This is a genomic window from Achromobacter veterisilvae (genome assembly GCF_037619525.1).
Lineage (GTDB): Bacteria > Pseudomonadota > Gammaproteobacteria > Burkholderiales > Burkholderiaceae_B > Achromobacter > Achromobacter veterisilvae.
Genome location: NZ_CP148753.1, coordinates 4,223,748 through 4,244,203, shown reverse-complemented (window position 1 = coordinate 4,244,203; position 20,456 = coordinate 4,223,748). Strand labels below are relative to the sequence as shown.

The 20,456-nt window shown below is 68.6% G+C and carries 20 protein-coding genes; 10 read left to right on the top strand and 10 right to left on the bottom strand.

The features are described from left to right. Nucleotides 1-50: 50 nt before the first annotated feature. Both WHX56_RS19735 and WHX56_RS19730 read right to left on the bottom strand, forming a co-directional pair. Nucleotides 51-686 (bottom strand): FMN-dependent NADH-azoreductase, encoded by a 636-nt coding sequence (locus tag WHX56_RS19735; protein ID WP_338878742.1) that lies wholly within the window; start codon nucleotides 684-686, stop codon nucleotides 51-53. Next, a complete protein-coding gene (locus WHX56_RS19730) occupies nucleotides 683-1,141 on the bottom strand; it encodes a GNAT family N-acetyltransferase (protein ID WP_422393608.1) in 459 nt (152 codons plus the stop codon). The genes WHX56_RS19735 and WHX56_RS19730 overlap by 4 nt, the downstream gene beginning before the upstream one ends. 56 nt (nucleotides 1,142-1,197) lie before the next feature. Between WHX56_RS19730 and WHX56_RS19725 the strand changes: the two genes are divergently transcribed. After that, the gene (locus WHX56_RS19725; RefSeq protein ID WP_338878741.1) at nucleotides 1,198-2,604 is read left to right on the top strand and encodes a PLP-dependent aminotransferase family protein; all 1,407 of its coding nucleotides are present in this window, start codon (nucleotides 1,198-1,200) and stop codon (nucleotides 2,602-2,604) included. An 18-nt stretch (nucleotides 2,605-2,622) separates the two neighbouring features. Here the strand turns inward: WHX56_RS19725 and WHX56_RS19720 are convergent, their stop codons facing one another. Further along, nucleotides 2,623-3,102 (bottom strand): carboxymuconolactone decarboxylase family protein, encoded by a 480-nt coding sequence (locus tag WHX56_RS19720; protein WP_129238723.1) that lies wholly within the window; start codon nucleotides 3,100-3,102, stop codon nucleotides 2,623-2,625. 200 nt (nucleotides 3,103-3,302) lie between these two features. Between WHX56_RS19720 and chrA the strand changes: the two genes are divergently transcribed. Beyond that, a complete protein-coding gene (chrA, locus tag WHX56_RS19715) occupies nucleotides 3,303-4,559 on the top strand; it encodes a chromate efflux transporter (protein WP_338878740.1) in 1,257 nt (418 codons plus the stop codon). 13 nt (nucleotides 4,560-4,572) lie between these two features. Here chrA and WHX56_RS19710 read toward each other — a convergent pair whose 3' ends face one another. Together WHX56_RS19710 and WHX56_RS19705 are read right to left on the bottom strand one after the other, a co-directional pair. Continuing rightward, on the bottom strand, nucleotides 4,573-5,367 hold the full coding sequence (locus tag WHX56_RS19710) for an enoyl-CoA hydratase (RefSeq protein ID WP_338878739.1): 795 nt from the start codon (nucleotides 5,365-5,367) through the stop codon (nucleotides 4,573-4,575). A 30-nt stretch (nucleotides 5,368-5,397) separates the two neighbouring features. Then, nucleotides 5,398-6,612: a multidrug effflux MFS transporter gene (locus WHX56_RS19705; protein WP_338878738.1), complete on the bottom strand. Its 1,215-nt coding sequence runs from the start codon at nucleotides 6,610-6,612 to the stop codon at nucleotides 5,398-5,400. 71 nt (nucleotides 6,613-6,683) lie between these two features. On the opposite strand from WHX56_RS19705, the gene WHX56_RS19700 reads away from it, so the two are divergent. Continuing rightward, nucleotides 6,684-7,004, top strand: coding sequence for a SelT/SelW/SelH family protein (locus WHX56_RS19700; protein WP_338878737.1), 321 nt, complete (start codon nucleotides 6,684-6,686; stop codon nucleotides 7,002-7,004). On the opposite strand, the gene WHX56_RS19695 is transcribed toward WHX56_RS19700, so the two are convergent. Further along, entirely contained in the window at nucleotides 7,005-8,525 is a 1,521-nt protein-coding gene (locus WHX56_RS19695; RefSeq protein ID WP_338878736.1) for a tripartite tricarboxylate transporter permease, read from the bottom strand. A gap of 3 nt (nucleotides 8,526-8,528) precedes the next feature. Further along, nucleotides 8,529-8,996 carry a tripartite tricarboxylate transporter TctB family protein gene (locus tag WHX56_RS19690; RefSeq protein WP_129238729.1) on the bottom strand — a complete coding sequence of 156 codons (468 nt, stop codon included), beginning with the start codon at nucleotides 8,994-8,996 and terminating at the stop codon, nucleotides 8,529-8,531. Between the two features lie 509 nt (nucleotides 8,997-9,505). Here WHX56_RS19690 and WHX56_RS19685 point away from each other — a divergent pair. Both WHX56_RS19685 and WHX56_RS19680 read left to right on the top strand, forming a co-directional pair. After that, complete coding sequence (locus tag WHX56_RS19685; RefSeq protein WP_165360036.1) at nucleotides 9,506-9,658, top strand: hypothetical protein; 153 nt, start codon at nucleotides 9,506-9,508, stop codon at nucleotides 9,656-9,658. A 191-nt stretch (nucleotides 9,659-9,849) separates the two neighbouring features. Next, complete coding sequence (locus tag WHX56_RS19680) at nucleotides 9,850-10,584, top strand: transferase (RefSeq protein ID WP_129238730.1); 735 nt, start codon at nucleotides 9,850-9,852, stop codon at nucleotides 10,582-10,584. A gap of 28 nt (nucleotides 10,585-10,612) precedes the next feature. Here WHX56_RS19680 and WHX56_RS19675 read toward each other — a convergent pair whose 3' ends face one another. Both WHX56_RS19675 and WHX56_RS19670 read right to left on the bottom strand, forming a co-directional pair. Further along, nucleotides 10,613-12,163, bottom strand: a complete 1,551-nt coding sequence (locus WHX56_RS19675) for a sensor domain-containing diguanylate cyclase (protein ID WP_338878735.1) — start codon at nucleotides 12,161-12,163, stop codon at nucleotides 10,613-10,615. A gap of 37 nt (nucleotides 12,164-12,200) precedes the next feature. Continuing rightward, nucleotides 12,201-13,280, bottom strand: a complete 1,080-nt coding sequence (locus WHX56_RS19670) for a site-specific integrase (RefSeq protein ID WP_338878734.1) — start codon at nucleotides 13,278-13,280, stop codon at nucleotides 12,201-12,203. Nucleotides 13,281-13,471: 191 nt separating this feature from the next. Here WHX56_RS19670 and WHX56_RS19665 point away from each other — a divergent pair, with 191 nt between their 5' ends. Further along, nucleotides 13,472-14,506, top strand: coding sequence for a DNA-binding protein (locus tag WHX56_RS19665; protein WP_338878733.1), 1,035 nt, complete (start codon nucleotides 13,472-13,474; stop codon nucleotides 14,504-14,506). 132 nt (nucleotides 14,507-14,638) lie between these two features. Then, nucleotides 14,639-16,069: a transglycosylase SLT domain-containing protein gene (locus WHX56_RS19660; RefSeq protein WP_338878732.1), complete on the top strand. Its 1,431-nt coding sequence runs from the start codon at nucleotides 14,639-14,641 to the stop codon at nucleotides 16,067-16,069. 30 nt (nucleotides 16,070-16,099) lie between these two features. Here the strand turns inward: WHX56_RS19660 and WHX56_RS19655 are convergent, their stop codons facing one another. Next, nucleotides 16,100-16,288: a hypothetical protein gene (locus tag WHX56_RS19655; RefSeq protein ID WP_287753076.1), complete on the bottom strand. Its 189-nt coding sequence runs from the start codon at nucleotides 16,286-16,288 to the stop codon at nucleotides 16,100-16,102. A 166-nt stretch (nucleotides 16,289-16,454) separates the two neighbouring features. On the opposite strand from WHX56_RS19655, the gene WHX56_RS19650 reads away from it, so the two are divergent. The 3 genes from WHX56_RS19650 to WHX56_RS19640 all read left to right on the top strand — a co-directional run bounded on the left by WHX56_RS19650 (nucleotide 16,455) and on the right by WHX56_RS19640 (nucleotide 20,452). After that, nucleotides 16,455-16,946, top strand: coding sequence for a sigma-70 family RNA polymerase sigma factor (locus WHX56_RS19650; protein ID WP_129238735.1), 492 nt, complete (start codon nucleotides 16,455-16,457; stop codon nucleotides 16,944-16,946). Nucleotides 16,947-16,952: 6 nt separating this feature from the next. Further along, nucleotides 16,953-17,933 carry a FecR domain-containing protein gene (locus WHX56_RS19645; RefSeq protein ID WP_338878731.1) on the top strand — a complete coding sequence of 327 codons (981 nt, stop codon included), beginning with the start codon at nucleotides 16,953-16,955 and terminating at the stop codon, nucleotides 17,931-17,933. A 131-nt stretch (nucleotides 17,934-18,064) separates the two neighbouring features. Continuing rightward, nucleotides 18,065-20,452, top strand: a complete 2,388-nt coding sequence (locus WHX56_RS19640) for a TonB-dependent siderophore receptor (protein WP_338878730.1) — start codon at nucleotides 18,065-18,067, stop codon at nucleotides 20,450-20,452. Nucleotides 20,453-20,456: the final 4 nt, after the last annotated feature.

Genomic DNA, 20,456 nt, shown 5'->3' with positions numbered 1-20,456 from the left:
TATCCATAGGGATGAGCCCGGCTTGGTGAGTCCGCAATGGCCCGCCCGCACTACGCCGCGATCGCGCGGGCGCCGAACGCGTGGGCCGCGATGTCGGCCTCGGCCTTCGCCCGCGCCGCCTCCAGCGCCGCGGGGCCCCGGGCCGTGCCCTGGACGGAAAAGAACGTCACGTCCGCAAGCCCGATCGTGCCCAGCACGTGCCGGAGATAGGGCGTCAGGAAATCCGGCTGGCGTTGCGCGCCGCTTTCCGAGAACTCGCCGCCGGACGAGATCGCGACGTACACCGGGCGGTCGGACAGGCTGCCCAGCTTGCCTTCGGCGGTGATCCGGAACGTGTGGCGCACGCGCACCACGTGATCGATCCAGGCCTTCAGCGAAGACGGCACCGTGAAGTTGTGCATCGGCGTGGCGATGACGATGTGGCTGGCGTCGCGCAGCGAGCGGATCAATTCCGCGGATTGGCGCAGCGCGCCGCGTTCCAGGACCTCGTCGGGCGGATCCTGCGGCGCGCTCAGGGTGGCGGCGTAGTCGGGGTCGACGTGGGGCAGGGCGGTGGCGTCCAGTTCGGTCACGGACGGCGCGGCCCCATCGGCCGCGCCGGCGATCCGCTCGACGATGCGTTGCGACAGGCGATAGCTTTCGGAGGCGCGGCCGCGGGGGCTGCAGATGATGCGCAGGATGGTCATACGGCGGGAGTTCCAGGTTTCTTGCTGAATCGGATGGCGCTGGTCAACAGGCCGGATCGGAAATAGAAGCGCTGGGCCAGGGCGTTGGCCAGGCCGGTGTCCAGCACCAATTGGGCGCAGCCGCTGTCGCGGGCGATGCCGTCCAGGGCCTCCAGCAGCCGGGCGCCCCAGCGATGGCCCCGGCGAGCGGGCGAGACGACCAGGTCGTCCACATAGAGAAAGCGGCCATAGATCAGGTTTTCCTGGAACCGGTAGCCGGCCAGCGCCACGGCCTGGCCGGCCTCCATGGCGGCCAGCAGGCGGTAGCGTTCATGGCGCATGCGGCCGACGCGCTCGATGAAGTCGGCCTCGTCCGCCAGATGGGGACGCAATTCGCGCATCAGCGGCAGGCAGGCCCGCAGTTCGTCGGGGGTCTCGATATGGCGCAGGGGTGTGTCGTGTGTCATGGATGCCATGGTAGGCAGTGCATGACATAATTTGAAGGGCCATAAAATGAAATTTGGACTATGCCATGATCAGCCCTTCTTCCCTGGACCCGGCCGGCGCCGACGGCCCCTTGTACCGGCAGGTCTATGAGCGTTTCCGCGGCGCGATCACCCAGGGAACGCTCAAGCCCGGCGACCGCGTTCCGTCCGCGCGGGCGCTGGCCAAGGAGCTTGGCGTGGCGCGGGGCACGGTGGAAGTCGCGTATTCGCTGCTGGCCTCCGAGGGCTACATCCAGGCGCGCGGCCAGGCCGGCACGGTGGTGTCGCCCGGCCTGCAGCCGCAGGCGGCCGCCACGGCGCCGCCGCCCGCCGCGCCCGCGCGCGACGAGCAGGCCTGGCCGCGCTCCTCCGGCATCCTGCCTTTCCAGATGGGGCTGCCGGCGCTGGACGCGTTCCCGCGCAAGCTCTGGGCGCGGCTCGGGGCCCGGCAGTTGCGCGGCCTGCAGGCGCCAGAGCTTGCCTATCCGCCCAGCGGCGGCCTGCCGGCCCTGCGCAGCGCGACGGCCGCTTATCTGCAAGTGGCGCGCGGCATCCATTGCCAGCCTTCGCAGGTGTTCATCACCTCCGGCTACAACCACACCCTGCGCCTGATTCTGCAGGCCCTGTTCGAGCCGGGCGACCGCGTCTGGATGGAAGATCCGGGTTATCCGCCCACGCGGCTGCTGCTGGAACAGGCGCGTTTGCAGGCGGTGCCCGTGCCCGTGGACCACGACGGCCTCGTCGTCGGCGCGGGCATCGAACGGGCGCCGCGGGCTCGCGGCGCGGTGGTGACGCCGGCCCACCAAAGCCCCTTGTGCATGTCGCTCTCGCTGCCGCGGCGGCAGGCGCTGCTGGATTGGGCCGAACGCAGCGGCGCCTGGATCGTGGAAGACGATTACGACGGCGAATACCGTTACGTCAGCCGGCCCTTGCCGGCCTTGAAGAGCCTGGACACGCAGGGGCGGGTGCTTTATGCGGGCACGTTCAGCAAGGTGCTGTTTCCGGGCTTGCGCCTGGCCTACCTGGTGGTGCCCGAAGCGCAGGCCGCCCGCTTCGAGCAGTTCTGCTGGCTGGCCGGCGGCGCGCCGGCGCTGACCCAGGCGATCCTGGGCGCCTTCATGGCGGAAGGACACTTCGGCCGCCACATCCAGCGCATGCGCCGGCTTTACGGAGAACGGCGCGACGCGGCCGCCGCGGGGCTGGCCGCCGCGCTCGGGACGCGCATGCGGATAGAGCCGCAGCCGGGCGGCATGCACCTGGTGGCGCGGATGGAAGGAAACCAGGCCGACCGGCCGCTGGCGCGGCGGATGCTGGAGCAGGGGCTGTATGCGGAAGCGCTGTCGCGCTGGTTCGCGGCGCCGGACGGGCAGTCCGGGCTGCTGCTCAGCTTCACCAACATCGCGTCCGAAGCGCAGGCGCGGGAACTGGGCCTGCGCATCAGGGCATTGATGTAGCGGCGGCCGGGGCGCGGCCTATTGCAGGCCGGCCTTGTCCAGGCCGTAGGCCGCGTCGGCCGAGCCCGGCACGGTCCTGAAGGTCACGCCCAGGCGGTTCCAGCCGTTGATGCAGACGATCAGCCAGGTGAGGTCGGAGATCTCCGTCTCGGAAAAATGTTCCCGCGCCGCGCTGTAGGCCTCGTCGGACACGCCATGGGCGGGCAGGGCTGTCACGATTTCGGTCCACGCCAGGGCGGCCCGTTCGCGCGGCGAGAACAGCGTGGACTCGCGCCAGACGGCGACGTGGTGCAGCCGCAGTTCGCGTTCGCCCGCGATCCTGGCCTGCTTGACGTGCATGTCCACGCAAAAGCCGCAGCCATTGATCTGCGAAGCGCGGAGGTCGACCAGATGGCCGAACTCCCGGGCCATCGGGGATTTCTTGAGCGCGGTGCTGAAGTCCAGGTACTTCCTGGACAATTCCGCCGAGATGTCGAAGTAATTCAATCGTTGGGTCATGTTCCTGCCTGTCTGTGTTGCCGAGAGGAATCTCGAGCCGCCAGGATGCGGCGGATTGGCCTAGCCCGGAAGTGCCATGAATGGTGTTTCCGGCTGGGCCATGTTCGATGTCCCGGCGGTTGAATCCGCGGCGCCGCCCGGCTATAAGCTTGAAGCGGGGGCCGATACTTGCGCCCCGCCTGTCGACGAAGCCCAGTCCCATGCCGCTGCCTCCTCCCCATGACGAACATGTCGCCAGCCAATCCGCGGCGTCCGCCCGCGTGCAAGCCGGGCCGGGGTCCTGTCTGGAAGTGTTCCTTGCCTTCCTGCGCCTGGGGCTGACGTCCTTCGGCGGGCCGGTGGCGCACCTGGCCTACTTCCGCGCCGAATTCGTGGACCGCCGGCGCTGGCTGGACGATTACGCGTATTCCGACCTGGTGGCGCTGTGCCAGTTCCTGCCCGGACCGGCCAGCAGCCAGGTCGGAATGGCCATCGGCCTGAAGCGCGCGGGCTGGACGGGCATGCTGGCCGCGTGGGCGGCGTTCACGCTGCCCACCGCCATCGCGCTCGCGCTCTTCGCGCTGGGGCTCGGGCATTTCGGCTGGCTGTCCGGATCCGCCGCCATCCATGGCCTGAAGATCGCCGCGGTGGCCATCGTCGCGCAGGCGGTCTGGGGCATGGGCCGCTCGCTCTGCCCCGACCGGCCGCGCGCCGGGCTGGCGGTGGCTTGCGCGCTCATCACCGTGGCGCTGCCGACCGCGCTGGGGCAACTGGCCGCCATCCTGCTGGGCGCCGTCGTCGGCGCCGCCGCGCTCAAGGTGCCGGCGCGCCCCTCGCTGGCCTCCGAGGCGACGGGCGTATCTCGCCGCGCGGGCTACGGGGCCCTGGCGCTGTTCGTGCTGCTGCTGGCCGCGTTGCCGGCCTGGGCCGCGATCAGCGATGAGCCGCTGGCGGCGCAACTGGCCGGCTTCTACCGGGCGGGCGCCCTGGTATTCGGCGGTGGCCACGTGGTGCTGCCCTTGCTGGAATCCGCGTCGGTCGCCGGCGGCATGGTGTCCAACGCCGATTTCCTGGCGGGCTATGGCGCGGCGCAGGCCATGCCCGGTCCGCTGTTCGCCTTCGCCGCCTTCCTGGGCGCGATGTCGTCCGGCCCGCTGTCGGGCTGGGCCGGCGGGCTGGCGCTCTTGATCGCCATCTTCCTGCCGGGCGCGCTCCTGGTAGCGGCCGCGCTGCCGTTCTGGGACAGCCTGCGGCTGCGGCCCGGCGTGCGCAACATGATCGCGGGCGTGAACGCCAGCGTGGTGGGCATCCTGCTGTCGGCCCTGTACGACCCGGTCTGGATCGGCGGCATCCTGGGCCGCGCCGACTTCGCGCTGGCCCTGCTGCTGTTCGCGCTGCTGGTCTATGCCAGGTGGTCGCCCGCCTGGGTGGTGCTGGCGGCCGCGGCGGGCGGATGGGCGCTGGGCTGGCTGGGCTAGCCCGGCCCGGGCCTCAGGCCTGCCAGCGCGGCTGGCGCTTCTGCAGGAAGGCGTCGATGCCCTCGCGGGCGTCCGCCTCCATCATGTTGCGGGCCATCACGTCGCCGGCGTAGTCGTACGCATCGGCCAGTGCCATTTGCCGCTGCTTGTAGAACATGCGCTTGCCGTGGCGGATGGCGGCCGGGCTCTTCGCCAGAATGTCGCCGGCCAGCGCCCGCACGCGCCCGTCGAGTTCGGCGTCCGGCACGGCGTCGTTGATCAGGCCCCAGTCCCTGGCCTGGGCCGCGTCGATGAACCGCGCCGTCACCAGCATTTCGAATGCGCGCTTGGCCGACACGTTGCGGCTCAGGGCCACCGCGGGCGTCGAGCAGAATAGCCCCACGTTGATGCCCGACACCGCGAAGCTCGCCGTGTCGGCGGCGATCGCAAGGTCGCAACTGGCCACCAACTGGCAGCCCGCCGCGGTGGCGATGCCGCGCACCTTGGCGATGACGGGCACGGGCAGCGCCTGCAGGCCCTGCATGACGCTGCCGCATTTCCTGAACAGTTCACGGTAGTAGTCCAGCGAAGGCTGGCTGCGCATTTCGCGCAGATCGTGGCCGGCGCAGAACGCGCGGCCCGTGGATTCCAGCACGACGCAGCGCACATCGCCGTCGCGGGCCAGGGCGTCTATCTCCGCCTGCAGGGCGGCCAGCATGGCCTCGGAAAGCGCGTTGAATTGGCCGGGCCGGTTCAGGCGCAGCGTCACCACGCCGCCCTCGGCCGCGCGCGCCAGGATCGGCTGTTCCGCCGTGTCGTCGATGCTCATGTCGCCTCCAGGTTGGGGTATCCCTGGATACTACGGCCTGTTCCCGCCAAAAGGAACCAGCCTTCGCGACATGCCCGCGGACAGGCACAGCAGCGGCGCCACGATGGCCGCGCCGACCAGGGCCATCGCCGCCTGCGGCGGCATGCCGCTGTCGAGCAGGGCCGTGGCGATGAGCGCCGATCCGCTCATCTGGAAGAGCCCATACACCGCGGCGGCGGTGCCGGCGCGTTCGGCGAAGGGCTCCAGCGCCAGGCTCAGGCCGGAACCCAGCGCCAGCGAAAAACCCACGGTCAGCACGGCCACCGGCAGCATGAAGACCCAGGCGGACAAGGGCATCCACAGCCACGCCGCGAGGTGCATGGCGGAAGCCAGCAGCAGGGCGGCCATGCCCACGCGCACCATGGTGTGCCGGCCGTAGCGGGCGATGAAGGCGGGCGCGAGGAAGAAGGCGCCGATGTTGATAGCCGCGTTGCCGCCGAACCAGGCGGAGAATCCCAGTTCGGAATAACCCAGTTGCTGCACCAGCACCACCGGCGCCGCGGCCACGAACACCAGGATCATCGCCATGCCGGCCATGCCGAAGGCGGCGAAATACAGAAAGCGTCCGCTCGCGGCGATGGGCGCGTAGCGGCGCGGGCTGTACAGCGCGCCCCGCGGCCGGGCGGCCGTCGCGCGGGTTTCTTCGAAGCGGACCGCGAGCAGGGCGGCCAGGGCCAGCGCGAACAGCACCATGAAGACGAAGGCGCTGCGCCAGCCCGCGTGCACCGCCAGCGCGCCGCCCACCATCGGCGCCAGCGCGGGCACGGTGCACAGCGCGCCGTTCAAATAGCTGTAGACGCGCGCGCCCACGGCCGGGCTGAAGCAATCGCGCACCGCGGCGAAGGCCACCAGCGAAGCCGAACACGCACCCATGCCCTGGATCACGCGCGCGGCGTAGAAGACCTCCAGCGACCCGGCGGCCGCCCCCAGCGCCGAGCCCAGCAGGTAGGCCAGCGCGCCGCCCAGCGCGACGGGCCGCCGGCCATAGCGGTCGGCCAGCGGCCCGATCAGCATCTGCCCCACGCCCACCGCGAAGATGAACAGTGTGATGCTGGTTTGCAGCGCGGTGACGGGCCGGCCGAAATCCTCGGCCATGGCGGGCAGCGACGGAAGATAGATGTCTATGCCCATCGGCGTGAGCGTGACCAGCCCCATCAGGAGGCCGATCAGCCAGCGTTGGCCCCGGGGAGATAATGCAGACTTCATGGCAGGCTCGGGGTTCATCGCGAACCCGGGAAAACCCGATATTATCCACGAACGGAGGTAGAATCTTCCGCATGAACGCGCCCGCCCTCCGACCCCGCATCGTCATCCTTTATTGCACCCAGTGCCAGTGGTTGCTGCGCGCCGCCTGGATGGCCCAGGAGCTGCTGTCCACCTTTTCCATCGACCTGGGCGAAGTGGTGCTGCAACCGGGCACCGGGGGCATCTTCCAGATCACCTACAACGGCGATCTGATCTGGGACCGCAAGAGCGACGGCGGTTTTCCCGAAGCCAAGGTGCTGAAGCAGCGCGTGCGCGACCGGCTCGATCCGGGCCGGCCGCTGGGCCATATCGACGGCCACCCGGCCGGCCCCGCGCTCACGCCCGGCGCCTGATCACGCGGCCGGCTCCGACCCCAGCGCCTCGCGCTCCCTGCGCTGCCGGAACGCCGATGCCGCCAGCAAGGCGATCAGCCCGGCGCACGCCACCACGAAACCCAGGCTGATGGGCCGCGACACGAAGATCGACAGGTCGCCGCGCGACAGCAGCAGGGCGCGGCGGAAGTTCTCTTCGACCATGGGCCCAAGCACGAATCCCAGCAGCAACGGCGCCGGCTCGAACCGCAGGCGGATCAGCGCGTAGCCGGCCGCGCCGAACACCGTCACCATCGCCACGTCGAACAGGTTGTTGTTCGTGCTGTAGACCCCCACGCAGACGAAGAACAGCGCGGCGGGGAACAGGTAGCGGAACGGCACGGTCAGCAGGCGCACCCACATGCCGATCAGCGGCAGGTTCAAGAGCAGCAGCAGCACGTTGCCCACCCAGAAGCTGGCGATCAGCCCCCAGAACATATCGGCGTGCTCCACCATCATCTGCGGCCCCGGCTGGATGCCGTGGATGATCAGCGCGCCCAGCATCAGGGCCATCACCGGATCGCCTGGAATGCCCAGGCTCATGGTCGGGATGAAGCTGGTCTGCGTCGAGGCGCTGGTGGCCGCCTCCGGACCGGCGATGCCTTCGATGGCGCCGCGCCCGAATCGGCGCGGGTCGCGCGCCACTTTCTTTTCGGTGGCGTACGAAATGAAAGAGGCGATGGTCGGCCCGGTGCCGGGCAGGATGCCGAACGCGGCGCCGATCGCCGTGCCGCGCACGAGCGCGCCCCGCGACTGCCGGATGTCACCCGCTTCCGGCCGCATCGACTTCATGCTGATCTTCGCGGCGGTGACCTTGCCGCCGCCGATGCGGTTGATGTTCTTCAGGAAGTCCGCCACGCCGAACAGGCCCATGGCCAGCGCCACGATCTGCAGTCCGTCGGACAGCTCCAGGATGCCGAAATGGAAGCGCATCGTCCCCGTGTTGACGTCGGTGCCGACCACCCCCAGCAGCAGGCCCACCACCACCATGGCCACGCCCTTGATCGCCGAACCCTTGGCCAGCGTCGCGCCCGCCAGCAGGCCCAGCATCATCATCGAGAAGTATTCGGCGGGGCCGAACTTGAAGGCCACGTCCACCAGCAGCGGCGAGAACAGGATCATGGCCAGGATGCCCACCGACGCGCCGCAGAACGACGAGAACATCAGCATGAACAGCGCCGAGCCCGCCTTGCCGTTGCGCGCCAGCGGGTTGCCGTCCAGGCACGCCACCGCGTGCGACGCGGTGCCGGGCAGGTTCAGCATGATCGAGGTGATGCCGCCGCCGTACTGCGAGCCGTAGTAGATGCCGGACAGCATCACCAGCGCCGCCGTGGGCGTCATGGTGTAGGTGAGCGGCAGCAGGATGGAGATCGCCGCCAGCACGCCCATGCCGGGCAGCACGCCGATCAGGTTGCCCATGAACACGCCGAAGACGGCCCACATGAGATTGTCCAGCGCGAAGGCGACGGAAAACCCGTGCATCAGATTGTTGAGTATGTCCATCGCTCAGCCCCAGCGGAACAGGGGAAACTGCAATTGCAGCGCCCACGAAAAAACGGCCACGCCCAGCACCGTCACGCCCGCCGCGAGCAGGGCCGCGCTGCGCAGCGTGTGCTGGCGGTCGCCCAGCGCCGAGATGAACACCAGCGCGAAGGTGGCGGGCACCAGGCCGCCGTACTTGCCGGCCACGATGAAGGTCAGCAGGCCGCCGATGATGCAGCCCCAGCCGCGCCATTCCGGCGGCGGCAGGTCTTCGGCATCGTCCTCGGCGGCGGGCGCCGCGGCCATCCGGGCGATGATCAGGCCCAGCATCACCAGCAGCGCGCCCAGGATCGCGGGGAACATCCCCGGTCCCATGCGCGCCAGGGTGCCCAGGCTGTACGTGGCCGCCTGCGCGATGGCGCCCAGGCCCAGCACGATCATCGTGCCCGCGGCCCACGCCTCGCGCCGCAGGGCGCTGCGTTTGGATTGCATTGTCTCGTCCTCCCCTTGTTGTGCCTTCGTCTGACATGTGTCTGAACAAAAGCTGACTGTGTAATGAATGGGGGAGTCTAGAAATCCAAACTTCCGTTCAGCTTTCAGACAGTTCGGGAAGCGCCTGGAACTACCTTGTTTCCGCGAAAAATGGGGGAAATCCCTAGGAACATGCCGGGGTCCGGCGCGCGCCGGGCGGGCGGTCTCGGACCTTCGGCGGCGCAACGCCGGCGGGAACGACGGGCAGGCGAGGGCGGCCAAATGGCCGGGCAGGCATCATCCGCTGGCTATTTCATTCAAAATCGTGCTAAAATACGACAATTAGCAGCAAAAACAATAATTATGCTGCCACACAGCAGCCGGGCCGGGAGGTCCGGCCGCGTCTTTGCCAGCGTGGCCTGCGTGGTTGTTCCCCCGCGTCCAGCAATGGATCCGCATCCACGGCACGCTCGAATCCGCGTATCGCGCTTGTGCGGGGGAAGCCATGCGCCCTGAATAGGAGAACGCTCATGTCTCATCAACTGGTCGGCAAGAAATGGCGCTTCGAGATTCCTCCCCTGGACTGGAAGGCGCCCGAGGCCAAGAAAGACACTGACATCAATGCCGTTCCCGCGGATGCCGAATCCACCGAGGACACCGAAGCCCTGCGTTCCTCCGCGTAAGGCCTGACTCCGCCGCGCCCCGCCGCGGCGCTTGCGCTCAAACGCCCCGGACGGCGCGCCGTCCGGGGCGATCTTCTCTTTCCCGCGCTTTTGCCATCCGCAGTTTCCGCCCGGGCCCGCGCCCGGCGGCGGCATGCGCCTGGGCGCCGGGCGCCGCCCGGCATCGCCCTCCCTGACAGCGAGTATCTGGAATGCCTGAAAGCACATCGAGCCATCAACCGGTTAGGCCTTTCATCTATGCCACGACCACGTCGCGGTCCCTGATGTTCTCGCGCGGCGAGATCCAGAGCCGCATGTGGACCAAGGACCCCTATGCGCTGAACCTGGAGTACACGCGCATCATGATGGGGTTCCTGCTGCTGAACCCCGAGCCTCGCCGGATCGCCATGATCGGGCTGGGAGGCGGCTCCCTCGCGAAGTTCTGCCATCGCTACCTGCCGTCGGCCCGGATCGACGTCTTCGAGATCAATCCGCACGTCATCGCCTTGCGCGATTCGTTCCTGGTGCCCGAGGACGACGCGCGCTTCGCCGTGCTGCAAGGCGACGGCGCCGAACTCATCCACCGGTACCGCGACGAGTACGACGCGGTGCTGGTGGACGGCTACGACATCAACGGCATACCGGCGCAGCTCACCAGCGATGCGTTCTACGACGGGTGCTTCCACGCCTTGGCCGCCAACGGGCTGATGGTGGGCAACTTCCATGCGTCGAATTTCAACTACCGGCGCTATCTGGGCCGCATCAGGCAGCGCTTCGCCGGATCCGTCATCGAGGTCAGCGACACCTCGCTGGCCCACAGCATCGTGTTCGCCTGCAAGGGCGACCTGCTCAAGCGCCGCACGGGCCTGCCCGGCCGCAAGCCCGAGGCCATGAGCGCCGACCTGTGGTCGCGCATCGCGCCGGGGCTCTGGCCGCTGCTGGACTGAACCGGCGCATGCCGGGCGCGCCGCCGCGCTACGGCGCGTGCGTCACCACCCGGTTGCGTCCTTGCTGCTTCGCGGCGTAGAGCGCCGCGTCCGCCGCCTGGAACGCCGCGTCCACCTCGGCGCCGGCCGACGGCCATTGCGCCACCCCGGCCGACAGCGTGATGCCCGACGTGCCATGCAGGCTGCGCGTCTCCATGCTTTTGCGCAGCCGCTCGGCCACGTTGGCCGCTTCCTTCGCGCCGGCGCCGGGCAGCAGGATCAGGAATTCCTCGCCGCCGTTGCGACAGAGCACGTCCGACGGGCGCGAACACTCGCGCATGAGCTGCGCCAATCCGCGGATCACTTCGTCGCCCACCGTGTGGCCGTAAGTGTCGTTGACCCGCTTGAAGTGGTCGATGTCGAGCGCGATCACGCCGAATGGCGCGCGCGCGGCCTGCAGCCGTTCCACCGCCGCCTGCAGGCCGCGCCGGTTGTGCAGGCCGGTCAGCGGATCGGTGATGCTGGCCTCGTTCAGCTTGCCGATTTCATCCTGCAGGCTCGTGAAGCTGCGGATCACGGCGCGCTTCAGGCGCTGGGCTTCGAAGTACCAGGCCTTCACGGACTGGACCCGCTGCATCGCGATGGCCACCTCCTCGTGCTCGACGTTGGTGGCCAGTTGCGACAGCGGCTGCGAGATCTTGCGCGCGCACCACCAGATGGCCAGCAGGAAGGCGATGGCGAACGGCGCCGCATAGCCGATCAACGCCCAGATCAGTTTGTCCAGCGGTTCCAGCGTCGCCTGGGCGGGCCGCTGCGCGATCACGCCCCAGCCGCTCAAGGGGACGCCCGCGTAGCCGGCCAGCATGTCCACGCCCCGCGTATTGACCAGGCGCTGCGCGCCGGCCTGGCCGCGCACCACCGCCGCCACCGCCGGGTTGGCGGTCACGCTCTCCCCGACGCGGGCGGTGTCCTCGTGATAGATCAGCCGGCCCTCGTTGTCGACCACATACAGATAGGAGCCGTCCTGGTAATGGTGCTTGCCCAGCAGCGTATGCAAGGCGCCTTCCTGGCTCAGGTAGATGGTGCCCGCGACATAGCCCAGGTAGCGGCCGTCGTCCGAGCGGATAGGGTGCGAGACGTTGATCAGTTGTTTGCCGGTCAGGGAAACATAAAGCTTGCTGACCAGCGGCTTGCGCGCCTGCAACGCCGCGAGGCTGCCGACGCTGTCGACACGGGTGCCCACGAATCCGCGCAGGCTGTTCGAGGCGGCGAGGAGAATGCCGTCGGCCCGCACGATGGCGACGGTGTTGAAGCTGTCGGACTGTTCCTGCAGGCGCGAAGCTTCGGCGGCCAGCAGTTCGGGAACGTCGATGCGGGCCGACAGGTGGCGGGCGCTGTACTCCAACTGCCGCAGGGCCGACTTGAGAAAGGCGCCCGCGCTCTCCGCCAGCTTGGCGGCATAGACGCGGTTGGATTCCAGCGTGTTCGAGATGAGCTGTTCGCGCTGCACGCGATAGCTGGCGTAGAGCGTATTCGCGGTGGCGACGAGGGCGCTGAATATGGTGAGCGCAAGCACAAGCCCGCGCAGGTGGATTCGCATGGAGATACCGGATCGGGCAGGGATGCTGGCCGCGATTTTACCGTGGACCGGAATCCGGCTCGTCCAGCAGCCGGGCCGCCGGGGAGCTGGCCGCCGATCCCGCGCGGAAGTAGCCCATGACGGTGGCCACGCTGGCGTGGCCGGTCAAGGCCATGGTGTCGCCCAGCGGCACGTTCTGGCGGCCCGCCTCGGTCACGAAGCCGGAACGCAGGCTGTGCGCCGAAAAATCGCCTTCCAGGCCGGCCAGCCGGCAGCGCTCCTGCACGATGTCGCGCAGGGCCGCGGCGGCCAGCGGTTCGCCCACCACGTCCCCGCGGCGCACGCGGCGAAACAGCGGGCCTTGCGTAATCCCGCTGGCGCGCAGCCAGGCGTCCAGCGCCTGCGCCGCCGTGCCGACGATGGGCTTCTGGTCGTTCGCGCGGTTTGCGCCGGCCTGGTTGGTCTTGGAATGCGCCAGCGAATACAGGAAACCGTCGGCGGTGCGCGCGGTGTTCTCGACCGTGGCGCGCACCACCTCGGAACGCCGCCTGCCGCCGCTGGCCCAGGCGAACAGCAGCAGGGCGCGGTCGCGCACGCCGCGCAGGGAATCGTCGCAGGTGGCCAGCAGGGCCTGCAGCGGTTCGCGCGTCAGGGCGACCTTCTTGGCGGGGGCCGCGCCGCGGCGGGCGTAGGCGCGGCGCGTCTTGGCCAGCAGTTCGCGCACCCGGGCGTCGCGGCAGGGATTGGGGTGCCCGCGCAATTCATGGGCCTTGGACAGCACGGACAGGCGCTGCAACAGCGTGTTCAGGCTGGGCGCGCCCAGTTTGCCCTTGGCCTTCAGGCGGACCAATTCTCGATCCAGCGCCGGCGGCAGTTCCCATTGCAGCCCTTGCCCGGTCGACCGCTGCGCGTGATCGACCACGAACTGGACGACCGCGGTTGGCGGAAGGGGCAGGGCGAAGGGCTGGCCGTAGCGCAGTTCGAACCAGGCCGTCCAGTAGCGGATCGCGGCGCGGTAGCTGGCGGCGGTATTGGCCGAGCTGCCTTCACGCATCAGGTCGCGCACGGCGGCGTCGGCCTGGGCGTCCAGCGCGCGCGGGTCCAGGACGGGCAGCGGGGCTTGCAGGGTCAGGGTCATCGGATTCCGGCGTTAGGGATTCGGGCGTTACAGCGCGGGCGCGCCGGAGAATTTCCGGCCAATCCTGCATATTATAAATATACATACATATGCTGTATGATATCTAACATAGATACAGAATTACTCCCGATAAGGTTCCATTATCGTGGGTAATTATCCGGCACGTGCCAAAAATTTGACGGAGTCCGCCCATGGCCACGGGAATCACCGAAACAGACGTGTGGAGCGCCGCCGACGCCTTGCTGCTGGAGGGCGCCCGCCCCACGATCGAGCGCGTGCGCCAGAAGATCGGCCGCGGCTCCCCGAATACCGTCAGCCCCTATCTGGAAACCTGGTTCCGGTCGCTGGGCGCGCGCATCAAGGATCCGGGCGCGTTCGCCGCGTCGCCGGCCATTCCGGACCCCATCGCCCAGGCCGCGGCCCATTTCTGGGAAGCGGCCCTGTCCGAAGCCCGGGCGGAGCAGGCCCGGACCTACCGCGAACGCTGGGAAGAACTGGCGCGGGAAGGCGAGAGGTTGGCGGCCGACGCGGAACAACTGCAACGGCGCGAAGCCGGGCTCGCGCAGCGCGAACAGGACCTTCAGGAAACGCTCAAGGTGGCCGCCTCGCAATTGGCGGCCGCCGAAGACCGCCTGCAAGCGGCCGAACTGCAATTACGGCAGCGCGACGCGCAGCTTGAACAACATCGGGTGCAGCTCGCGGATGCCCGCGCCGCCGCGCAGGCCTTGCTGGCGGACGCGGAAAAAACGCGCGGCCGACAGGCGCAGGCCCTGGAAGCGCTGGAGGCCCGCCATGCGGCCCATGAACGCCGCTGGCTGAACGAACTGGACGGCGAGCGCGGCGCCGTCAAGCGCCTGCAGGCCCGCCTGGACGAAGCGCAGGCCGCCGGCCAGCAGCAACTGGCCCAGGCCCGCAAGGCCCTGGCCGAAGAACAGGAACTGCGGCGCCAGGCGGAGCAGGGCGCGCAGGCCTTGCGCGCCGAGGCCCAGGAAAACCGGATACGCCACGAATCCGACTTGGCCGCCGCGCAGGGCGGCGCGGCGGCCGCCCGGGAACGCGAACACGCCCTGGAAACAAGGCTGGCCGCCGCCGAAGCCCGGGCGGCCGATTTTCTTGAGCAACTGAAATCGAAGGACGGACAACTGGGCGAAATGGCCCGGCACCTGATGGCGCTGGCCGCGGGCGACGCGGCCAAGGGCGCGCAGGCGAATACCGCCCAGCCCTGACGCCCGCGCCGCCCGGATTTCTTTTCGAGGACGTGAAAAAAATCCCCCCGTTCGGATTATCGTAAGCGTACGCACCAGGCTGCCGAACCAGGCGGCGCGATTGACAAGCAAGCTCCATTTCCGGGGGGAACCATGTCATTCCGTCTTCTTGCCGCGCTGCTTTGCGCGCCGCTCGTCCTGATGCCGGCCGCGCCCGCGTCCGCCCAGCAGGCCAAGGGCGATCCGCTATCCCTCGCGTACAACGTCAAACCCTGGACGGGTGACCTGGACGGCATGATCAAGCGCCGCCAGGTCCGGGTGCTGGTGCCGTACAACAAGACGCTGTACTTCCTGGACAAGGGAGGCACCCAGCGCGGCATCATGGCGGACCTGATGACCGCGTTCGAGAACGATCTGAACGCCCAGTTGAAGAATCGGAACATCCGCGTGCACGTGGTGCTCCTGCCCACCTCGCGCGAACGCCTCATCCCGGACCTGCTGGCGGGCAAGGGCGATCTCGTCGCCGCCAACCTGACGGTCACGGAGGAACGCGCGAAGCTCGTGGACTTCTCATCTCCCTTGGCCACCGGCGTGCGCGAAATCGTCGTGGCCTCGCCCGGCGCGCCGGAACTGAATTCGCTGGACGACCTGAGCGGCCAGGAAGTGTTCCTCAACCCCGCCAGCAGCTACTACGGCAGCGTCCAGCAACTGAACGCGGACCTGCGGGCGCGGGGCCTGGAGCCCGTCGCCATCCGCGACGCGCCGGGCGTCTTCGAAACCGACGACATCCTGGAAATGGCCAGCGCCGACCTGGTGAAGTTCACGGTCGCCGACCGCTATCTGGCGAATTTCTGGAAGCAGGTGTTCCCGCAGATCCGCGTCTATGAAAACCTGGAGGTGGACGCCGGCAACGACATCGCCTTCGCTTTCAGGAAGGGTTCGCCGAAACTCGCGGCGACGCTCAACCCCTTCATGGAAAAGCACCGCATCGGCACGTCGTTCGGCAACCAGCAACTGACGAAATACCTGAAGTCCGTGAAATGGGTCAAGGCCGCCACGGACCCGGACGAGATCGACAAATTCCACCGCCTGGCGGAGTTTTTCCGCAAATACGGCGACCAATACAGCATCGACTGGCTGCTCATGATGGCCCAGGGCTACCAGGAATCCCGCCTGGACCAGGGCGCCAAGAGCGCGGTCGGGGCGATCGGCGTCATGCAGATCATGCCGGCCACGGGCAAGGACCTGAAGGTGGGCGACATCCGGCAGGAAGAATTCAACATCCACGGCGGGGTCAAGTACATCCGATTCATGATCGACCAGTACTACGGGCGCGAGCCCATGACGGACCTGGACAAGGGCCTGTTCGCCTTCGCGGCGTACAACGCGGGGCCGGGCCGCATCGGTCAACTGCGCAAGGAGGCCGCCAGCAAGGGGCTGGACCCGAACGTGTGGTTCGACAACGTCGAGCGCGTGGCCGCGCAGCGCATCGGACGCGAAACCGTGCAGTACGTCAGCAATATCTACAAGTACTACATCGCCTATTCGCTGATCCGCGCACAGGGCGCGCAGGCGGCGAACTAGGGCCTGCGCTGCGCGCGCCGGCGGGCCGCGCTAATGCCCCGGATGGACGCCCTGGAAGGGCTCGTTGTTGGGCTCGCCGAAGCTCGAGGAATGGTAGTTGGCCGGATCCGCGGACGTGGCGCCACCCGAGTGAGGCGAACTGGAACCGTAGGAACCGGCCCCGGAGCAGCCGGCCAGCAAAAGGGCCAGCAACACGCTGGCGGTGGTCAGAGTCCTCATGGCGTATCTCCTGGAGATGCCTGCCGGAAACGGGGCAGGGAACCCATCCCCGGCAAGTGGCGTGCCCGGCGCCGGGGCGCGCGGCCTTCCGTCCCCGAGGGAAATCTTCAGTACCAAGAACGATTCTTGGTATCATTCCCATCGAAATTCGCCTGGCCCTGCGCGCATGTCCAATCCCCTGCAAATCCTTTGTGAAGACCACTATGACTGGCTCTGCCAATGGTGGCGGCGGCGTCTCGACCATGGCGACGAGGCGGCGGATCTGGCGCACGACACCATTCTGCGCATATTGCGCAAGCCCGATGAGGTCTCCGGACTGAGGCAGCCGCGCGCTTATCTGACGACCATCGCGCGGGGGCTGCTCAATGACCATTGGCGCCGCCGCTCGCTCGAGCGCGCGTGGCTCGAAGCGGTCGCCGCGCTGCCTTTCGAAGTGGACGCCTCGCCCGAGAGCCTGCTGGCGGTGCAACAGGCGCTCCAGCAACTGGACCGCCTGCTGTCGGGCCTGGCGCCGCAGGCGCGCGAGGTCTTCGTGCTGTCGCAACTGGAAGGCCTGTCCTACGCGCAGATTGCCGCCAGGACCGGGCTGAGCGACCGCACCGTGAAGCGCTACATGGCCCAGGGCTTCGAGATCTGCCTGACCTTGATGGAGCAATGACCGGCCGTGGCTACCCAGAGATCCGCGCCGCTCGACACCGCCGTCATCCGCGAGGCCGCGCGCTGGCTGGTGCGGCTGCATTCCGGCGAGGCTGGGCCCGAAGACCATGCGGCCTTCGAGCGCTGGCGCCGCACGAGCCCCGAGCGCGAGCTTGCATGGCAGCGCGCGCAGCGCCTGAGCCAGCAGTTCGGCGCCGTTCCGCCCACGCTGGGCGTGCCCTTGCTCACCCGCCAGAGGCGGGTCAACCGGCGCGCCGCGATCCGGACGCTGGCCCTGCTTGGCGTTGCGCTGCCCGCCGCGTGGCTGGGCTACCGCCAGGTGGCGCGGCCGGGCGGGGCCGAAGACTACCGCACGGCGGTGGGGGAAAACCGCGATCTGGTGCTGGCCGACGGCAGCCAGGTGCTCCTGAATACGGACACCGGCGTCGATGTCGTCTATTCAGAGGCCTCCCGGCTGCTGTACCTGCGCGGCGGCGAAATCTACGTCCGGACGGCGGCCGACCGCCAGGGCAGGGCCAGGCCTTTCCTCATCGAAACGCCGCAGGGCCGGCTGCGGGCGCTGGGCACCCGGTTCGTGGTACGCCAATGGAATGACGGCGAAGCGATGACCTCGCTGTCCGTCCTGGAACACAGCGTCGAGGTCAGCCTGCGCGCCGGCGGCGCGCCGCGCCTCGTCAACGCCGGGGAGTCCCTGCGTTTTACCGCCAGCGCGTTCCAGTCCCGCCGGCCCGCCAGCCAGGACGCTCCCGGCTGGACCCGCGGCGTCATCGAGGCCAGCAACCAGCGCCTGGACGCCTTCCTGGACGATCTGTCGCGCTACCGGCCCGGCGTGATCCGCTGCGACCCCGCGGTGGCCGGCTTGCGCGTATCGGGAGTGTTCCGCCTGAACGATACCGATGCCGTGCTGGCCATCGTGGCCGAGACGCTGGGCGTGCGCGTGGTGTCGCGGACCCGCTATTGGGTCACGGTGACCGCCCGGGCGTCCTGAACCGCCGGGCGGGCAGCCAGCCATGGGCGGCCATGTTGCATTTGCTTTCAATTAAGCCTGTCCTTGCCTGTCCCTTTTGCCCGGGTCCGTCCGGCATACCGTGCATCGATGATCCGAAAGGGATGTGTAACGTGGGACCGCAATATCAACTCCGACTGCGCGCCGCCGCCGCCGCGCCGCGCCTGCTGGCCCTGACCCTGGCGCTGGCCGCCGCCTTCGCCGCCGCGCCGCCCGTGCTGGCGCAGCCCGCCCAACAGGCTGCCGCGCGCGCCTATCGCATTCCGGCGGGGCCGCTGGAACCAGCGCTGGCCGACTTTGCCAAGGCCGCCGGCATTACCGTGTCGTTCCGGCCCGAGGACGCGGCGGGGCTCAGCACCCAGGGGCTGCAAGGCAGCTACGAGGCGGGCGCCGGACTGGATCGGCTGCTGAGCGGCACCGGCCTGACGGCCGTGCCGCAGCCCGGGCAGGGCTACGTGCTGCGCGGCGCCGCGGCGGCGCGCCCGGCGGCGGCCGCCGCCACCGCCGGGTCCGGCACCCTGGAGGCGATCCAGGTCAGCGGCGACTGGCTGGGCACGGGCCTGGAGAACAGCGTGCAGACTTTCGGCGGCGCGCGCACGCTGCTGCGGCGGGAAGACATCGCCAACAGCGGCGCGACCAGCATCGCCGACGTGCTGCGCCGCGTTCCCGGCGTGCAGATCAGCGGCAGCACCAGCGCCACCGGCAGCTCGGTCGGCCTGCACGTGGGCATCCGCGGCCTGAATCCGCGCAATTCCTTCCGCACCACGATGCTGCTCGACGGCATTCCGATGGCCATGGCGCCTTACGGCCAGCCCAATCTGGTGATGTCCCCGACCAGCCTGGGCAACATCGAATCGATCGACGTGGTGCGCGGCGGCGGCGCGGTGCGCTACGGCCCGCAGAACGTCGGGGGCGTGATCAATTTCAAGACACGCCCGATCCCGAACACCGGCGACCTGACGGCCGACGCCTCGGCCCGCTACAACGTCTTCAGCCAGGGCGGCACCAACACGCAGTACACGGCCTTCCTGGGCACGCAGTTCGAGAACAGCCTGGGCGTGGCCCTGATGTACTCGGGCATGAACGGCGAGCAGTGGCGCGACGGCAGCCACGACCGCTACAACGACGTGGCGCTGAAATGGCGCTACGAACTCACGCCGACCTCCGAAATCTACGGCAAGTTCTCCCATTACGACGTCAAATCCATGACGCCCGGCGGCCTGTCGGTGGCCCAGTACCAGGACGACCCGTTCCAGAACACCCATCCCACCGACTACTGGAAAGGGCAGCGCGACCAGATCGACGTCGGCTATCTGAACTCGATTTCGGATACGCAGGAGTTCGAGGCGCGCGTCTACCACTACGACAGCTCCCGCAAAAGCTCGCTCATCAACACCGCCACCGGACGCAACGATTACCAGCCGCGCAACAACCAGGTCCTGGGCATCGAGCCGCGCTACACGCAGCGCGTCGAGTGGGGGCCGACCACGCACGACGTGACCGTGGGCTACCGCTACATCCACGAGACCGGGCAGGACAAGCGCTACTCCGAATCGCTTCTGACCGGCCTGCGGACCGGCGCCGCCCAGACCTTCGATAACGAGACCGAGGCGCACTCCATCTATCTGGACGACCGCATCGCCTACGGCAACTGGCGCGTGACGCCGGGCATACGCTATGAACGCATACGCAGCGACCGCCAGCCCGACGGCACGGCCGACGACTCCGCGTTCCACGTGCGCAACAGCCGGGGCCTGCCGTCGCTGAACATCGCCTACCTCGTCAACGACGCGCTGACGCTCTACACCAACTACAGCACCTCGTTCGGCGCCGTGCAGTACACCCAGTTGAACTCCATGTCGGCGTCCAATCCGCTGAGTCCGGAAGTGGCCAAGACCCTGGAGGCCGGCGTGCGCTATTCGGGCGAGCAGGTGCACACCGAATTCACCGCGTTCAACCTGAAGTTCGACAACCAGATCCTGTCCGTCCCGGGCACCAATCCGGCGGTCTTCCGGAACCTGGGCGCGACCACCCACAATGGCGTCGAATTCGCGATCGACTACGACTTCGACAAGTCCGGCCCGCTGGCCGGCCTGAACGTCTACGCCAACTACACCTACGTGCGCGCCATCCAGAAATCCGGCGAATTCGAGGGCAACGACGTGCCGTTCTACTCGCGCCAGACCGGCACGCTGGGCGGGCGCTACACCCTGCGCAACTGGGCCTTCAATCTGTACACCACGGCGCAGAGCGGCCAGTATTCCGACACGGCCAATACCGAGCGCGAGTCCGCCGACGCCGGCAATGGCCGCGTGCCGGGCTTCAGCGTCTGGAACGCCCAGCTCAGCTACCGGCTGCCCGAGTGGAAGGGCAGCGAACTGGCCCTGGGCGTCAACAACCTGTTCGACCGCCGCTACTACACCCGCAACGTCGACACCAACGGCGGACGGATGGTCGGCGCGCCGCGCATGATCTACGTGCAGGCCCGCCTGGCGTACTGACCGG

Coding starts and splice junctions, on each gene's coding strand:
- WHX56_RS19735 (WP_338878742.1), bottom strand. CDS start 686: ATGACCATCCTGCGCATCATCTGCAGCCCCCGCGGCCGCGCCTCCGAA.
- WHX56_RS19730 (WP_422393608.1), bottom strand. CDS start 1,141: ATGGCATCCATGACACACGACACACCCCTGCGCCATATCGAGACCCCC.
- WHX56_RS19725 (WP_338878741.1), top strand. CDS start 1,198: ATGATCAGCCCTTCTTCCCTGGACCCGGCCGGCGCCGACGGCCCCTTG.
- WHX56_RS19720 (WP_129238723.1), bottom strand. CDS start 3,102: ATGACCCAACGATTGAATTACTTCGACATCTCGGCGGAATTGTCCAGG.
- chrA (WP_338878740.1), top strand. CDS start 3,303: ATGCCGCTGCCTCCTCCCCATGACGAACATGTCGCCAGCCAATCCGCG.
- WHX56_RS19710 (WP_338878739.1), bottom strand. CDS start 5,367: ATGAGCATCGACGACACGGCGGAACAGCCGATCCTGGCGCGCGCGGCC.
- WHX56_RS19705 (WP_338878738.1), bottom strand. CDS start 6,612: ATGAAGTCTGCATTATCTCCCCGGGGCCAACGCTGGCTGATCGGCCTC.
- WHX56_RS19700 (WP_338878737.1), top strand. CDS start 6,684: ATGAACGCGCCCGCCCTCCGACCCCGCATCGTCATCCTTTATTGCACC.
- WHX56_RS19695 (WP_338878736.1), bottom strand. CDS start 8,525: ATGGACATACTCAACAATCTGATGCACGGGTTTTCCGTCGCCTTCGCG.
- WHX56_RS19690 (WP_129238729.1), bottom strand. CDS start 8,996: ATGCAATCCAAACGCAGCGCCCTGCGGCGCGAGGCGTGGGCCGCGGGC.
- WHX56_RS19685 (WP_165360036.1), top strand. CDS start 9,506: ATGTCTCATCAACTGGTCGGCAAGAAATGGCGCTTCGAGATTCCTCCC.
- WHX56_RS19680 (WP_129238730.1), top strand. CDS start 9,850: ATGCCTGAAAGCACATCGAGCCATCAACCGGTTAGGCCTTTCATCTAT.
- WHX56_RS19675 (WP_338878735.1), bottom strand. CDS start 12,163: ATGCGAATCCACCTGCGCGGGCTTGTGCTTGCGCTCACCATATTCAGC.
- WHX56_RS19670 (WP_338878734.1), bottom strand. CDS start 13,280: ATGACCCTGACCCTGCAAGCCCCGCTGCCCGTCCTGGACCCGCGCGCG.
- WHX56_RS19665 (WP_338878733.1), top strand. CDS start 13,472: ATGGCCACGGGAATCACCGAAACAGACGTGTGGAGCGCCGCCGACGCC.
- WHX56_RS19660 (WP_338878732.1), top strand. CDS start 14,639: ATGTCATTCCGTCTTCTTGCCGCGCTGCTTTGCGCGCCGCTCGTCCTG.
- WHX56_RS19655 (WP_287753076.1), bottom strand. CDS start 16,288: ATGAGGACTCTGACCACCGCCAGCGTGTTGCTGGCCCTTTTGCTGGCC.
- WHX56_RS19650 (WP_129238735.1), top strand. CDS start 16,455: ATGTCCAATCCCCTGCAAATCCTTTGTGAAGACCACTATGACTGGCTC.